General features: G+C 75.3%; 6 protein-coding genes and 1 pseudogene. All 7 read left to right on the top strand.

What is annotated here, in order from left to right:
* A partial coding sequence (locus AB4039_RS38265; RefSeq protein ID WP_442272926.1) for an SDR family NAD(P)-dependent oxidoreductase occupies nucleotides 1–3,333 on the top strand: 3,333 nt, incomplete at its 5' end.
* Nucleotides 3,334–3,425: 92 nt separating this feature from the next.
* Nucleotides 3,426–4,655 (top strand): macrolide family glycosyltransferase, encoded by a 1,230-nt coding sequence (locus AB4039_RS38260; RefSeq protein ID WP_442272925.1) that lies wholly within the window; start codon nucleotides 3,426–3,428, stop codon nucleotides 4,653–4,655.
* Nucleotides 4,652–6,229 (top strand): FAD-dependent monooxygenase, encoded by a 1,578-nt coding sequence (locus AB4039_RS38255; RefSeq protein ID WP_442272924.1) that lies wholly within the window; start codon nucleotides 4,652–4,654, stop codon nucleotides 6,227–6,229. Before AB4039_RS38260 ends, AB4039_RS38255 begins: the two co-directional genes overlap by 4 nt.
* Before the next feature lie 5 nt (nucleotides 6,230–6,234).
* The gene (gene pabB, locus AB4039_RS38250) at nucleotides 6,235–8,469 is read left to right on the top strand and encodes an aminodeoxychorismate synthase component I (RefSeq protein ID WP_442272923.1); all 2,235 of its coding nucleotides are present in this window, start codon (nucleotides 6,235–6,237) and stop codon (nucleotides 8,467–8,469) included.
* Complete coding sequence (locus AB4039_RS38245) at nucleotides 8,466–10,829, top strand: glycoside hydrolase family 3 C-terminal domain-containing protein (protein WP_266844979.1); 2,364 nt, start codon at nucleotides 8,466–8,468, stop codon at nucleotides 10,827–10,829. Before pabB ends, AB4039_RS38245 begins: the two co-directional genes overlap by 4 nt.
* Entirely contained in the window at nucleotides 10,826–12,016 is a 1,191-nt protein-coding gene (locus tag AB4039_RS38240; RefSeq protein ID WP_266844978.1) for a 4-hydroxybenzoate 3-monooxygenase, read from the top strand. Before AB4039_RS38245 ends, AB4039_RS38240 begins: the two co-directional genes overlap by 4 nt.
* A 73-nt stretch (nucleotides 12,017–12,089) precedes the next feature.
* Nucleotides 12,090–16,204: pseudogene (locus AB4039_RS38235) on the top strand (type I polyketide synthase); the annotation flags it as partial.

Here is a 16,204-nt window from a genome sequence, read left to right as displayed (position 1 = left end):
GTGGCCGGGCAGCTGGCCGAGCGGGGTCACAAGACCAAGCGCCTCACGGTCTCGCACGCCTTCCACTCCCCGCTGATGGAGCCGATGCTGGAGGCGTTCCGCGAGGTCGCCGAGTCCCTGACCTATGCGGCTCCGGCGATCCCGGTCGTATCCACCCTCACGGGCACCCTCGCCACCGCCGGGGAACTGACCTCCCCCGCCTACTGGGTGCGCCACGTCCGCGAAGCCGTCCGCTTCCGCGACGCCGTCCTCCACCTGGAGGCCGCCGGCGTCCGTACGTACCTGGAGATCGGCCCCGACGCCGTCCTGACCGCGATGGCCCAGCAGTGCGTCACCGAGGCCGCCGCCGAGGCGACCGGGTTCGTCCCCCTCATGCGCCGCCGCCAGGCCGAGGAGCACACCCTCGCCGCCGCCCTGGCCGCGCTGTTCGCCCGGGGCACCGACCCCGACTGGGCCGCGTACTTCGGCCCCGGTACCCGCTCGCCCGGCGTGCCCGGCTACGCCTTCCAGCGGCAGCGCTACTGGCCGCGCCCGCGCCCGGCCGGAGCGTACGAGCCGGACGCGCACCCGCTGCTCACCACCGTGCTCGACCACGCGGCCTCCGACGAGGTGGTCCTCTCCGGCCGCCTGTCGGCCCGTACGCACCCGTGGCTGGCCGACCACGTGGTCAACGGCACGGTGATCGTGCCCGGCACCGCCTTCGTGGAGATGGCCCTGCGCGCCGGCCGCGAGGCGGGCTGCGACACCCTCGACGAGCTGACCGTCCTCGCCCCGCTGCGCCTGCCCGAGGCCGCCGTGGCCGAGGTCCAGACGGTGCTGGCCCCCGCGGACCCCGACGGGGAACCCGGGCCCTGGTCGGTGGCCGTGTACGCGCGGCCGGCCGGTGACCCCGACGCGGCCTGGACCCGGCACGCGAGCGGGATCCTCACCGGCTCCGGGCCGGCCGCCGTCCCGTCGGCCGGATCGCCGGTGTGGCCGCCGGACGGCGCCGAACCGGTCGAGGCGGGCGACACCTACGTCCGCGCCGCCGCCATGGGATTCGACTACGGCCCGGCGTTCCAGGGCCTGAAGGCCGCCTGGCGCCGGGGCGACGAGATCTTCGCCGAAGTGGCCCTGCCCGCGGCGGACGCCGACGACGCGGCACGGTTCGCCTTCCACCCCGCCCTGTTCGACGCCGCCCTGCACACCGGCTTCATCGAGTCGCCCGGCGGGTCCGACGACGCCGGCCGGCTGCCGTTCACCTGGCAGGGGATGACCCTCCACCGGGCGGGCGCGGCCTCGGTACGGGCCCACCTGACGCGGACCGACGCCGACACCCTGTCGCTGGAGATCACCGACGGGCTGGGCGAACCGGTGGCCTCGGTCACCTCGCTGACCCTGCGCCGGATGCGCCCGGAGGACCTCGCGGGCGACGCCGCGGCCCTGCTGGAGACCGCCTGGCAGCCGCTGGAGCCGGGCCCCGCGCCCACCGGCGCCGTGGCACTGCTCGGGCCCGCCCCGGCGTCCGCCCCGACGCTGGCCCCGACGTCCGACCCGGCGTCCGCCCCGACGCCCGACCCGATGTCCGCCCTGGCCGACGCGCTCGAACCGCTCGGCGTACCCGTCACCACCCACCCGGACCTGGCGGCACTCGAACGGGCCGCCGAGGCCCCCACCACGGTCCTGCACCTGCTGGACCTGCCCGAGCCGGCCGACCGGGACGACCTGGCCCGCCACGCCCGCGAGGCGTCCTGGCGGACCGCCGGCCTGCTGCGGCGGTGGACCGAGTCCCCGCTCGCGGAGACGGCCCGGCTCGTCCTGGTCGTCCAGAACGGCGACCCGGCCGGCACGACCCAAGGAGCCGTACGCGCCCTGCTGCGCACGGCGCAGGCCGAGCACCCCGGAAAGTTCCTCGTCGTCGAACTCGACGGGCGGCCCCGGTCCTGGGCCGCGCTGCCCGGCGCCCTCACCGTGGACGAGCGGGAGGCCGCCGTCCTCGACGGGAAGCTGCTGGCCCCCCGCCCGGTCCGCAGGGCCGAGAGCCCGACGACCCCCGGGACCGCGCCCGCCGCCCCGGCGCCCGCCATCGACGGCACCGTCCTGATCACCGGCGGCACCGGTGGCCTCGGCGCGGTCGTCGCCGAGCACCTCGTACGCCACCACGGCGTCACCGACCTGCTGCTGCTCAGCCGCAGCGGCGCCGACGGCCCGCGCGCCGGGGAACTCGTCGCCGCCCTGCGCGGACTCGGCGCCCGCGTGACGCTCGCCGCGTGCGACGTCGCCGACCGGGAGGCCCTCGCCGCCGCCCTGGCCGCGCTGCCCCCGGACCGCCCCCTCAAGGCGGTCGTCCACGCGGCCGGCGTCGTCGACGACGGACTGCTCGGCACCCTGACGGAGGAACAGTTCGAACGCGTCATCCGGGTCAAGGCCTCCGGCGCCGTCGCCCTGCACGAGCTGACCAAGGGCGCCCCCCTCGACGCGTTCGTCCTCTTCTCGTCGGCGGCCGCCGTCATGGGCAGCCCCGGCCAGGCCAACTACGCCGCAGCCAACGGCTTCCTGGACGCCTTCGCCCACCACCGCCGTGCCCTCGGCCTGCCCGCCCAGTCCCTCCAGTGGGGCCCCTGGGCCGAGGAACACGGCATGGCCGGCCGGCTCGGCCCCGAGGCCGTCGCCCGCATGGCCCGCCACGGCACCGTCCCGCTCACCAACGCCGAAGCCCTCGCCCTGCTCGACGCGGCGCTCGCGCTGCCCGACGCAGCGAACCTCGTCGCCGCCCGGCCGGCCGCCGCCCCGGCCCGCACCCCGGCCGGCGCCCGCCCGCCCCGCAAGCAGCCCGCCGCCGAGCGCGGCGCGTTCGCCCGCAGGCTCGCCGGAGCGGACGCGGACACCCGCCGCAGGCTCCTCGTCGACCTGGTCCGCCACCAGACCGGATCGGTCCTCGGCCACGGAACCTCCGCCCACGTACCGGCGGAACGCTCCTTCCGGGAACTGGGACTGGACTCGCTGGCCGCCATCGAACTGCGCAACCGGCTCGGCGCGGAGACCGGACTGCGGCTCTCGCCCACGCTCGTCTTCGACCACCCCAGCCCGGTCGCCCTGGCCGAGTTCCTCGACCGCGAGCTGGCACCGGCCGGCGACCGGCCGGACCCGGCCGTCGTCCGCCGGCTCGACGACCTCGCGGCGGGCCTGCGCACCGGCGCACCCGACCCCGTCACGACCCGCTACCTGGAGGACCGGCTGCGCGCCCTGCTCGCCCAGGTCGGCGGCCCGGTCCGGCCACCGGCCGCCACCGATGTCGACGACGTCAGCGACGAGGAGCTCTTCGACATCCTGAACGGAGAAATCGGCCTCTGAGCCGTCTCCCCCCGGCAGCCGCACGGCCGGCCCGGCAGCGCGCGCACCGCGCGTCCCCGCCCCCTTCGCCCCCACCGCACCCCGAGGAACAGATGGCACACATCGCATTTTTCAGCGTGGCCGCCCACGGGCACGTGTCGCCCACCCTGGGCATCGTCGCCGAGCTGGTCTCGCGCGGTCACCGGGTCACCTACTTCACCACCCGGGCCTTCGAGGAACAGCTCACCCGGCTCGGCGCGCAGGTGTGCCGCTACGACGTCGCCACCTCGCCCGGCCAGTCGCCGAGCGCCTTCGCCGAGAACGACCCGAGCGCCCTGCCCCTCTTCTTCCTGCACGGCAGCGCGGACCGCATCGCCCTCGCGGAGTCCTTCGTCGGCGCCGACCGCCCCGACGTCGTCGTCTACGACAACACGGTGCCGTTCGCCGGGCGCGCCCTGGCCCGCCGGTGGGGCGCGCGCGCCGTCCAGTTCTTCCCCTCCCTCGCCTCCAGCCGCTCCTACGCGCTGATGGACGCGATGCTGGCCCGCACCGGCCGCTCCGCCGCCCACGAGGCCAACGGCGCCGCGTTCGACGAACGCCTGGCGGAGTTCCTCGCCGCGGCCGGCCTCGACGGGGTCGGCGCCGAGGAGTTCATGGACTTCGAGGAGGAACTCAACCTGGCCTTCCTGCCCAGGGAGTTCCAGCCCGAGGCGGCCGCCTTCGGGGAGCACTACCGCTTCGTCGGGCCCAGCCTGGGCGGCCGGGAGGCCGAAGGCACCTGGCACCCGCGGGACACGGACCGCCCGGTTGTCTTCGTCTCCCTCGGCACCGTCTTCAACCGCGCCACCTCCTTCTACCGGACCTGCGTCGAGGCGTTCGCCGACAGCGGCCTGCACCTGGTGCTGTCCATCGGGCAGCAGGCCGACCCGGCGGACCTCGGCACCCTCCCGCCGCACTGCGAGGTGCACCGCAGCGTCCCCCAGCTGTCCGTCCTCGCCCAGGCCGCCGCGTTCGTCACCCACGGCGGCATGGGCAGCACGATGGAAGCCCTCTCCTTCGGCACGCCCATGGTCGTCGTCCCGCAGATGGTCGAACAGGAGATCATCGCCGACCGGGTCGTCGAGCTGGGCCTGGGCCTGCGCCTCGACCCGGCGGACGCCACCGCCGAGCGGCTGCGGGCGGCCGTACGGGCCGTCACCACCGACACCGCGATCGCCGCCACGGCGGCTCGCTTCCGGCGGCTGAGCCAGGACGCGGGCGGCGCCGCCGCCGCGGCCGCGGCGATCGAGGCACACCTGGCGGGCACCGGCCCCGCCCCGCAGACGAAGGCGGCCGCGATATGACCGGACAGAGCGTTCTCATCGTCGGCGCGGGCGCCGTCGGCACCCTCCTGGCCTGCGACCTCCTCCAGCAGTCCGTGCCCGTACGGATCGTCGACGCCAAGCCCCCGCAGGAGGAGTTCGACCCGCACTCCCGCGCCGTGATGATCTGGCCCCGGGTGCTGGAACTCCTGGAGAAGACCGGCATCGCCGACGAGCTCGTCTCCCGCGGCTTCCGGGCCGACGACGTCAGCTTCTTCTCCCGCGGACGCCGCCTGGGCACCGTCCCGATGACGAAGCTGGGCGCGGCCCGCCCGTACGGACTCGGCATCGTCCAGAGCGAGCTGGAGGTGCTGCTGCACCGCCGCCTCACCGAACTGGGCGGCACCATCGAGTACGGGGCCGAGCTGACCGCGCTCGACACCTCCGGCCCGCTCCCCACCGCCACCCTGCGCCACGCCGACGGCCGCACCGAACAGGTGGAGACGGGCTGGCTGATCGGCGCCGACGGCGCGGGCAGCGTCACCCGCCGGCTCCTCGGCATCCCCTACCCCGGCATCCCCTTCCCGCTCGGCATCGCGCTCGGGGACTTCCCCGTCACCGGGCCGCGCGTCTCCACCGTCGAGTACCACTACGCCGACAGCGGGCTGCTGCCGCTGGTCCACCTCCCCGACGGCGTCTGCCGCCTCGCCACCATCGTCGCTCCCGGTGAAACCGACTGGTCGGACCGCCCCCTGGCGGACTGGCAGCGGATGGTCGACGAGCGCACCAGCCTGCCGTACCGCCTCGGCGAACCCCTGTGGACCCGCACCTACCACCCGCGTCCCGGGGTCGCCGAACGGTTCCGCGAGGGCCGGGTCGTGCTCGTCGGCGACGCCGCCCACTCGGTCGTCCCCCTCGGCGGCCAGGGCCTCAACCTCGGCCTCCAGGACGCCCTCAACCTCGGCTGGAAGCTCGCCGGCGTCGTGCGCGGCGACTGGGACGAGCGGATCGTCGACACGTACGACACCGAACGCCGCAAGGCCGTCGAGCAGGTCCGCACCGTCATCCGCACCGAGATGGAACTCTCCGGCCCGCCCACCCCCCGCGACCGCCGCCTGCGCGACCTGAAGGTGGCCGCCGCCCACCGCACCGGCCTCCTGCGCCACGTCGCGGCCCCCCTGATGAGCCAGGTCGGCCTCGGCTACGCGGCGGGCGACGAACCGCTGTGGCGCTCCGCGCTGCACCGCAGGGCCCGCCCCGGAGACCGGCTCCCGTTCTTCCACCGGACCCGGCAGCACGCCGGGGCCCCCGTCCTCGACCAGCGGGAGCACATCGCGCTGCTCTGGCCCGGCCGCCGGCCGGCCGCCGACTGGCAGACCGTGGCCGACGGCGCCCGCCGCGTCCTCGCGGACCGCCTCGCCGTCCACGACCTCGCACGACTGTCGCCGTCGGGGCGCGCCGCGATCGGCCCGCTGTTCGGCCGACAGCCGGTGATCGCCCTGGTCCGTCCCGACGGCCACCTGGCCCACCTCGCCGCCGCCCACCGGCCGGCCGAGTCCCTGGGCCACCTGGACCGGCTGGTGTCCCGGCCGCTGACCCCCTCACGAAGCAGGTGAGCCCCATGCGGACCCTCCTCATCGACAACCACGACTCGTACACCTACAACCTGTTCCAGCTGCTGGCCGAGGTGAACGGCCGGGAGCCCGTCGTCATCGCCAACGACGCGGCCGCCGTCGCCGACCTGGACCTCGACGGCTTCGACAACATCGTCATCTCGCCCGGCCCCGGCCACCCGGCGCGCTCCCGCGACTTCGGCGTCTCCCGGGACGTCCTGATCAAGGCGAGCGTCCCGGTCCTGGGAGTCTGCCTCGGCCACCAGGGGCTCGCCGTGTGGGCGGGCGGCGAGGTCGTGCCCGCCCCCGTGCCGGTGCACGGCGAGGTCGCCCGGGTGCGGCACGACGGCGACGAACTGTTCGCGGGCATCCCCGAGGAGTTCGGCGCCGTGCGCTACCACTCCCTGTGCGTGGCCCAGCCGCTGCCCTCCGACCTCCAGGCCACCGCCTGGTCCGAGGACGGCGTCGTCATGGCGCTGCGCCACCGGCTGATGCCCCGCTGGGGCGTGCAGTTCCACCCGGAGTCCATCGAGACCGAGTACGGCCGCCGGATGCTGGCCAACTTCCGTGACCTGACGCTGGCCGACCGCGCCGAACGCACCGGCGGCCGGCCGGCCTCCCACGCCGCTGCCCCGGCCGCCCGCGCCCAGCACGCGGACGCCCAGGCCCCCCGCATCCAGGACGCCGACGCCCAGGACGCCCCCGCCCCGTCCGCCGGTACGCGGACCGCGCCGGCGCCGGCGCCGCTCGCCCGCCCCGCCGCCGGGGACGGGGACCGTACGCACTACACCCTGCACGTGGCCGAACTGGACACGGCGGTGGACACCGAGACCGCGTTCGCCGGCCTCTTCGCCGGCTCCCGGCACGCGTTCTGGCTCGACAGCGCCCGCGTGGAGCCCGGCCTGTCCCGCTTCTCCTTCCTGGGCGACGCCACCGGCCCCCTCGCCGAGACCGTCCGCTACCGGGTCGACGAGGGCGTCGTCGAGGTCGCCTCCGCCACCCCGGCCGACCACCGCGAGTCCGTCTTCGACTACCTCCAGCGGGAACTCGCCCGCCGGGTGATCGACGCCCCGCCGCTGCCCTTCGACTTCACCGGCGGCTACGTCGGCTACTTCGGCTACGAACTCAAGGGCGACTGCGGCTCCCCCAACCGGTACTCCGCCCCGACCCCGGACGCCGTCTGGATCTTCGCGGACCGTTTCCTGGCGGTCGACCACCAGGAGGACCGCACCTACCTCCTCGCCCTCTCCCTCGCCACCGATCCGGCCGGCCCCGCCGACGCCACCCGCTGGCTCGCCGACACCGCCGACGCCCTCGCCCGGCAGACGCCCCCGGCGCCCCCCGCCGACGGCCCCCGCACCGTCTCCGTCGAGCCCCGGCTCTCCCGCGGCCGGGACGCCTACGTCCGGGACGTCCTGCGCAGCCAGGAGTACCTGACCGCCGGCGAGAGCTACGAGATCTGCCTGACCAACGTCGCCGAGCTCCCCGCCGTCGACGACGGCTTCACCACCTACCGCCGGCTGCGCCGGACCAACCCCGCGCCGTACGCCGCCTACCTGCGGCTCGACGACACCGAGGTGGCCTGCTCCTCCCCGGAACGCTTCCTGAAGATCACCGCGGACCGGGTCGTCGAGGCCAAGCCGATCAAGGGCACGGCCCCGCGCGGGGCGACCCCCGCCGAGGACGACCGCGTCCGCCGGGAACTCGTCTCCAGCGCGAAGACCCGCGCCGAGAACCTGATGATCGTCGACCTGATGCGCAACGACCTCGGCCGCGTCTGCGAGGTCGGCTCGGTCCACGTGCCCGTCCTGATGGCCGCCGAGAGCTACGCCACCGTCCACCAGCTCGTCTCCACCATCCGCGGCACCCTCAAGGACGGCAACGACGCCATCGACTGCGTCCGCGCCGGCTTCCCCGGCGGCTCGATGACCGGCGCGCCCAAGCAGCGCACCCTGGAGATCATCGAGTCCCTGGAGGGCCGCGCCCGCGGCATCTACTCCGGCGCCATCGGCTTCCTCGCCTGCAACGGCACCACCGACCTCAACATCGTCATCCGGACCATGGTCCTCGCGGACGGGCGCTGGCGGATCGGCGCCGGCGGCGCCGTCGTGCTCGGCTCCGACCCCCACGACGAGTACGACGAAATGCTCCTCAAGGCCGACGCCCCCGCCCGCGCCCTGCTGGCGGCCCGCCCGGACACCACCCCGCCCGCCGCGACACGAACCGGAAGTGACCCCCGATGACCCCGCAGACCCCCGTCGACGTGACCGCGCTCGTCCAGGCCATGACCCTCGACGAGAAGCTCACCTTCGTCCACGGCTCCGACGACCCCGAGCGCCTCGGCCAGTCCGGGTACATCCCCGGCGTCCCCCGCCTCGGCATCCCGGAGCTGCGGATGACCGACGGCCCGGCCGGCGTCCGCATGAAGCGCAAGACCACCACCGCGCTGCCCGCCCCCATCGCCCTGTCCTGCACCTTCGACGAGGAACTGGCCGCCCGCTACGGCGAGTACCTCGGCCACGAGGCCCGCGCCAAGCGCCAGGACGTCCTCATCGGCCCCATGATCAACGTGCTGCGTCAGCCCTTCGGCGGACGCAACTTCGAGCTGTACGGCGAGGACCCGCTCCTGGTCACCGCCATCGGCACCGCCGTGATCAACGGCATCCAGTCGCAGGGCGTCATCGCCATGCCCAAGCACTTCGCGGCCAACAACCAGGAAGAGAACCGGATGGCCGTCGACACCGTCGTCGACGAACGGACCCTCCGCGAGATCGAGTTCCCCGCCTTCGAGGCCGCCGTCCAGGCCGGCGCGGGCGCCCTCATGGGCGCCACCAACGGCGTCAACGGCCACCCCAGCTGCGAGAACGAAACCCTCCTGACCACGGTCCTGCGCGACGAATGGGGCTTCGAGGGCTGGGTGATGTCCGACTGGGACGCCGTCCACGACACCGTCGCCATCGAGCGCGGCCTCGACCAGGAGATGCCCGACGGCGCCCACCTCGGCGCCCCGCTGCGCGAGGCCATCACCGAGGGCCGCGTCGACGAGACCGTCCTGGACCGCGCGGTCGCCCGCATCGTCGGCCAGATGGCCCGCTTCGGCCTCCTCGACACCGACGCCCCCCGCGAGCAGCCCGCCCGCGACCCCGAGCGGGGCCGCGCCCTCGCCCTGGAAGTGGCCACCGCCGGATCGGTGCTCCTGCACAACCCCCGGGGCGTCCTGCCGCTGTCCGCGGACAAGCTCACCGAGCCGGGCCGCGCCGCCCACGGCCTCGCCGTCATCGGCAGGCCCGCCGTCACCCCCAAGACCGCCGGAGTCGGCAGCGCCCTCGTCGTCCCGGAGCACGCCGCCACCCCCCTCGACGTGCTGCGCACCCGCCTCGGCGAGGACGCCGTCGAGTTCCGCGTCGGCGAGGACCCGGCCGGCCGCCCCATCCCCGCGTCGGCCCTCGTCCCCGCCTTCCACGAGGGCGAGGTCCCGGCCGGCCCCTCCACCGAGCCCGACTACTTCTACGAGGGCGAACTGACCATCGAGACGGAGGGCCGCTACCGCATCGCCGTCACGGCACTCGGCGGCTACGCGGCCATCGACCTCGAAGGCCACCCCCGCGTCTTCGCCGGCAGCTCCTTCGGCGACACGGCCGGCCTCACCGTCGACCTCCTCCCCGGCACCTACAAGCTGGTCCTGTCCGCCCTGCCGATGCCCACCAACCCCGTCCACCTCACCCTCGGCTGGATCACCCCCGAGCAGGCGCGGGCCGACATCGAGGAGGCCGTCGAGGCCGCGCGCGGCGCACAGGCCGCGGTCGTCTTCGCCTACGACGAGCTGGCCGAGCTCATCGACCGCCCCGCCCTCGCCCTGCCCGGCCTCCAGGACACCCTGATCACCGCCGTCGCGAAGGCCAACCCCAACACCGTCGTCGTGCTCAACACCGGCTCGTCCCCGACGATGCCCTGGCTCGACGACGTCGCCGCCGTCCTGGACGTCTGGTACCCCGGCGAGATGGGCGCCGAGGCCACCGACGCCCTCCTCTTCGGCGACGCCAACCCCAGCGGCAAACTCACCCAGAGCTTCCCCGTCGACGCCGACCACACCGCGGTCGCCGGCGACCCGCTGCGCTACCCCGGCGTCGACGGCCGCGTCGAGTACCAGGAAGGCATCTTCGTCGGCTACCGCTGGCACGACGAGCACGACGTCGCCCCCCTGTTCCCCTTCGGGCACGGCCTCAGCTACACCACCTTCGCCTACGAGGACCTCCGCCTCACCGCCGACGGCCGCGACCTGACCGTCTCCTGCACCGTGCGCAACACCGGCGACCGGGCCGGCCGCGAAACCGTCCAGGTCTACCTCGGCAGCAGCCCCGAGGTCACCGCACCCCAGGCCCCCAAGGCCCTCGCCGGCTACGCGTCCGCCCACCTGGAGCCCGGAGCGTCCGCCACCGTCGAGATCGCCCTCGACACCCGCCGCTTCGAGTACTGGAACACCGACACCGGCGCCTGGACCGTCGCCGCCGGCCCGCGCACCGTCTCCGTCGGCCGTTCCTGCGAAGACCTCCCCCTCACCGCGACCGTCCGCGTCGACCCGGCCGGAACGGTGAGCCCGTGACCGGCGCCCCCCAGCGGATCCACACCCCGGTCTGCGTCATCGGAGCCGGCCCCGCCGGCCTGCTGCTCGCCCGGCTCCTCGAACTGAACGGCATCGACTGCGTCGTCCTGGAACGCCGCGGCCGCGACCACGTCGAACGGCGCGTCCGGGCCGGCCTCCTGGAACAGGGCACCGTCGAAGCCCTGCGCCGGGCCGGCGTGGCCGCCCGCCTCGACCGGGAGGGCCTGGTCCACGAGGGCTTCGAGCTGCGCGTCGAAGGGGAGACCCACCGCCTCCCCTTCACCAAGCTCACCGGGGAATCCGTGTGGATGTACGGACAGCAGGAGGTCGTCAAGGACCTCATCGCCGCCCGCACCGCCACCGCCGGAGCCCTCCACTTCGACGTCGACGACGTCGAAGTGGACCGGCTCGCCGGCGACGGCGCGACCGTCACCTGCACCCTCGACGGCCGCCCCACCGAGATCACCTGCGACTTCGTGGCGGGCTGCGACGGCTTCCACGGCGTCAGCCGCACCGCCGTACCCACCGCCTCCCTCACCACCGCCACCCACACCTACCCGTACGCCTGGCTGGGCGTCCTCGCGGCCGCCCCGCCCCTGTCCCCCGAACTCGTCTACGCCGTCGGCGAGCGCGGCTTCGCCCTGCAGAGCATGCGCTCCAGCACCGTCAGCCGCCTCTACCTCCAGGTCCCGCCCGGCGAGAGCGCCGACACCCGCTCCGACGAGGACATCTGGGCCGAGCTCGACCTCCGCCTCACCGGCGGCACCGGCACCCTGCCCACCGGACCCGTCCTCGAACGCACCCTCGTCCCGCTGCGCAGCTTCGTCTGCGCACCCATGCAGCACGGACGGCTCTTCCTCCTCGGCGACGCGGCCCACATCGTTCCGCCCAGCGCCGCGAAGGGACTGAACCTGGCCGTCGCCGACGCCGAACTCCTCGCCGGAGCCCTCGCCGTCTGGTACGGCACCGGCCGCCGCGAGGCCCTCGACGCCTACTCGGCGACCGCCCTGCGACGGGCCTGGCTCGGCCAGGAGTTCTCCCGGTGGATGACCGACCTGCTGCACACCGGCCCGGACGAAACCCCCTTCGACCGGGGCCTGCGCCGGGCGCGCTTCGAGCACCTGACGGGATCCACCGCCGCGGCGACCGACTTCGCCGAGCAGTACGTGGGGCTGTCGCGACGCTGACGGCCGCCCCACCCGGTCCACCGCCGCCGGGGGACAGCCTCTTCGACCTGATCAACGGGAGTTTCGGTACGTCATGACAAACGAAGAAAAGATGCTCGACCACCTCCGGTGGATGACGGCCGAACTCCACCAGACCCGGGAGCGGCTGCGCTCGGCCGAGGAACCCGAACCGATCGCGATCGTGTCGATGAGCTGCCGCTACCCCGGCGGCGTCCGCACCCCCGAAGAACTGTGGCAGCTCGTCGCCGAGGGCCGCGACGCCGTCGCCGGCTTCCCCGCCGACCGCGGCTGGGACCTCGACGGCATCTACCACCCCGACCCCGACCACCAGGGCACCAGCTACGTCCGCGACGGCGGCTTCCTCGACGGCGCCGCCGAGTTCGACGCCGGCTTCTTCGGGATCTCGCCCCGCGAGGCCCTCGCCATGGACCCCCAGCAGCGGCTCCTCCTCGAAACCGCCTGGGAGGCCTTCGAACGCGCCGGCCTCGACCCCACCACGCTGCGCGGCAGCCGCACCGGCGTCTTCGCGGGCGTCATGCACCACGACTACGCCACCGGCCCCCGCGACCTGCCCGAAGGCGTCGAGGTCTACCTCGGCAGCGGAAACGCCGGCAGCGTCGCCTCCGGCCGCGTCTCCTACGTCATGGGCCTGGAGGGGCCCGCCGTCACCATCGACACGGCCTGCTCGTCCTCCCTCGTCGCCCTCCACCTCGCCGCCCAGGCCCTGCGCCAGGGCGAATGCACCCTGGCCCTGGCCGGCGGGGTCACCGTCATGGCCAACCCCGACCTGTTCGTCGATTTCAGCCAGCAGCGGGGCCTCGCCCCCGACGGCCGCTGCAAGCCCTTCGCCGCCGCCGCCGACGGCACCGGCTGGGGCGAGGGCGCCGGTCTGCTCCTGCTGGAACGGCTCTCCGACGCCCGCCGCCACGGCCACCGGGTCCTCGCCGTCATCCGCGGCTCCGCCGTCAACCAGGACGGCGCCAGCAGCGGCCTCACCGTCCCCAACGGCCCCTCCCAGCAGCGCGTCATCCGCCAGGCCCTGGAACAGGCCCGCCTGACCGCACGCGAGGTCGACGCCGTCGAGGCCCACGGCACCGGCACCACCCTCGGCGACCCCATCGAAGCCCAGGCCCTGCTCGCCACCTACGGCCAGGACCGCACCCCCACCGACCGACCGCTCCTGCTGGGCTCCGTCAAGTCCAACCTCGGCCACACCCAGGCCGCCGCGGGCGTGGCGGGCGTCATCAAGATGGTCGAGGCGATGCGCCACGGCGTCCTGCCCCGCACCCTGCACGTCGACGAGCCCACCCCGCACGTCGACTGGACCGCCGGAGCCGTCTCCCTGCTCACCGCCACCACGGACTGGCCCGAGACCGGCCGGCCCCGCCGGGCGGCCGTGTCCTCCTTCGGCATCAGCGGCACCAACGCCCACCTCATCCTCGAACGCCCCGAGCCGGACACCGCCGACGACCGGCCGGACACCGCCGACGACGGTCCGCGGACCGCACCGGCCCCGCAGCCCCCGGTCGTGGCCTGGCCCCTCTCCGCCCGCGGCCCCGAAGCACTGCGCGCCCAGGCCCGCGCCCTGCTGGACCACCCCGCCGGCCACCCCGCCGACGGCGCCCCCCTCACCGACACCGCCCACACCCTCGCCACCGCCCGCGCCGCCCTCACCCACCGCGCGGCGGTCCTCGGCACCACCCCGGACGAGCTCCGCGCGGGCCTGCGCGCCCTGGCCGACGACGCACCCGCCGAGAACCTGGTCCACGGCACGGCCCGCCCCGACCCCCGCCTCGCGTTCCTCTTCACCGGCCAGGGCGCCCAGCGCCCCGGCATGGGACGCGAACTGCACGCCGCGCACCCCGTCTTCGCCGACGCCTTCGACCAGGCCTGCGCCCACCTCGACCGGTACTTCGACACCCCCGTCCGGGACGTCGTCTTCGACGGCTCCCCGCTCCTGGACCGCACCGAGTACACCCAGGCCGGCCTCTTCGCCCTCGAAACGGCCCTCTTCCGCCTCGCCGAGAGCCACGGCCTGCGCCCCGACTTCCTCCTCGGGCACTCGGTGGGCGAACTGGTCGCCGCCCACGTGTCGGGCATGCTCCCGCTCGCCGACGCCGCCGCCCTCGTCGCCGCCCGCGGCCGGCTCATGCAGGCGCTGCCCGAGGGCGGCGCCATGGTCGCGGTGGAGGCACCCGAGGAGACGGTCCGCGCCCTCCTCGCCCCCGGCGTCGACATCGCCGCCGTCAACGGGCCGCGGTCCGTGGTCGTCTCCGGCACCGAGAGCGCCGTCCTCGCCGCCGCCGGACAGCTCGCCGCCGCCGGCCACCGCACCAAGCGGCTCAAGGTCAGCCACGCGTTCCACTCCCTGCTCATGGAACCGATGCTGGACACCTTCCGCGGTGTCGTCTCCCGCCTGACCTTCCGCCCGCCCACCATCCCCGTCGTCTCGAACGTCACCGGCCGCGTCGCCACCGCCGAAGAGCTCTGCGAACCCGAGTACTGGGTGCGCCACGTACGCCAGGCGGTCCGCTTCCACGACGGCGTCCGCACCCTCGCCGACCACGGCGTCACCACCTTCCTGGAACTCGGCCCCGACGGCGTGCTCACCGCCATGGGACAGGACTGCCTCGACGAGGACACCGGCATCCGCTGGAGCACGGCCCTGCGCCGCGACCAGCCCGAGCCGACCTCCTACACCAGGGCCCTCGCCGAGACCCACGCCCGGGGCGTCACGGTGGACTGGGACGCCGTGTACCCCGGCGCACGCCGCGTCGACCTGCCCACGTACGCCTTCCAGCGCGAGCGCTACTGGCTCAAGGGCACCCCCGGGGCCGGCGACGTGACCTCGGCGGGCCTGGACCCGGCCGGCCACCCCCTCCTCGGCGCCATGGTGACGGTCGCCGCCTCCGACGACCTCCTGTTCACCGGACGCCTGTCGCTGTCCGCGCAGCCCTGGCTGGCCGACCACGCCGTCGCCGGCACGGTCCTGCTGCCCGGCACCGCCTTCGTGGAACTCGCCGTACGGGCCGGCGACCAGGTCGGCTGCGGCCTGCTGGAGGAACTGACCCTGCACGCCCCGCTGGCGCTGCCCGAGCGGGGCGGCGTCCAGGTCCAGCTGGCCGTCGGCCCCGCCGACCCGGACGGCCGCCGCACCCTCACCGCGTACGCCCGCCACGAGGACGGCGCCTGGACCCGGCACGCCGAGGGCGTCCTCGCCCCGGCCGCCACCGCCACCGCGGACACCGGCCTCGGCGACACCTGGCCCCCCGCCGGCGCCGAGGCCGTCGACCTGGACCCCTTCTACCCGCGCCTGGCCGACGCCGGATTCGCCTACGGGCCCGCCTTCCAGGGCCTGCGCGCCGCCTGGCGGCTCGGCGACGAGGTGTACGCCGAGGTCGCCCTCGACCCCGAACGCCAGGAGGCCGCGGGCCGCTTCGGCCTTCACCCGGCCCTCCTCGACGCCGCCCTCCAGGCCGCCGGGACGGGCAGCCTGCTCCCCGCCGGCGGTGGGGCCCGCCTGCCGTTCGCCTGGCGCGAGGTCGCCCTGCACGCCACCGGCGCCCGCAGCCTGCGCGTCCGGCTGAGCCCGGCCGGCGAGGACGCGGTCGCCCTGACCGCCACCGACGAGAGCGGCCTGCCGGTCGCCACCGTCGCCTCCCTCACACTGCGCCCGATGACCCCGGGCGGGACGACCCGGACCGCCGACACCCTCTTCGCCCTGGACTGGGCGGCGGCCCCGGCGGGCGAGCCCCTGCCCGCGGGCAGGGCGTACGAGGTGGACACCTCCGACGGCGTCCGCCCCGCCCTGGGCCGGGCCCTGGAAGCCCTCCAGGGGTCCCTGGCCGACGCCGGGGAGGACCGCCTGGTGTTCGTCACCCGCGGCGCGGTCGGCGAGGACGTGCGCGACCGGGCGGGTGCGGCCGTGTGGGGTCTGGTGCGCTCGGCGCAGTCGGAGCACCCCGGCCGCTTCCACCTCCTGGACCTGGACGAGGACGCCGACCCGACCCCCCACCTCACCTCCGCGGAACCGCAGCTGGCGGTGCGCGGGGGAGCGGCCCGGGTCCCGCGCCTGCTCCGGGCCCGGCCCGAACCGAACGGGGACGGGCTGTCCTTCACCGAGGGCGGCACGGTCCTGGTCACCGGTGGCACCGGCGTCCTGGGCCGCGCGGTCGCCCGCCACCTCGT

This window comes from Streptomyces sp. M-16, assembly GCF_052114405.1.
In the GTDB taxonomy this organism is placed as follows: domain Bacteria; phylum Actinomycetota; class Actinomycetes; order Streptomycetales; family Streptomycetaceae; genus Streptomyces.
Note: the sequence above shows the minus strand (reverse complement) of the source record. Positions and strands in the feature narration are given on the sequence as shown.

What these genes read in the sequence shown, in the direction of transcription:
- AB4039_RS38260 (WP_442272925.1), top strand. Translation starts at nt 3,426, where the DNA reads ATGGCACACATCGCATTTTTCAGCGTGGCCGCCCACGGGCACGTGTCG.
- AB4039_RS38255 (WP_442272924.1), top strand. Translation starts at nt 4,652, where the DNA reads ATGACCGGACAGAGCGTTCTCATCGTCGGCGCGGGCGCCGTCGGCACC.
- pabB (WP_442272923.1), top strand. Translation starts at nt 6,235, where the DNA reads ATGCGGACCCTCCTCATCGACAACCACGACTCGTACACCTACAACCTG.
- AB4039_RS38245 (WP_266844979.1), top strand. Translation starts at nt 8,466, where the DNA reads ATGACCCCGCAGACCCCCGTCGACGTGACCGCGCTCGTCCAGGCCATG.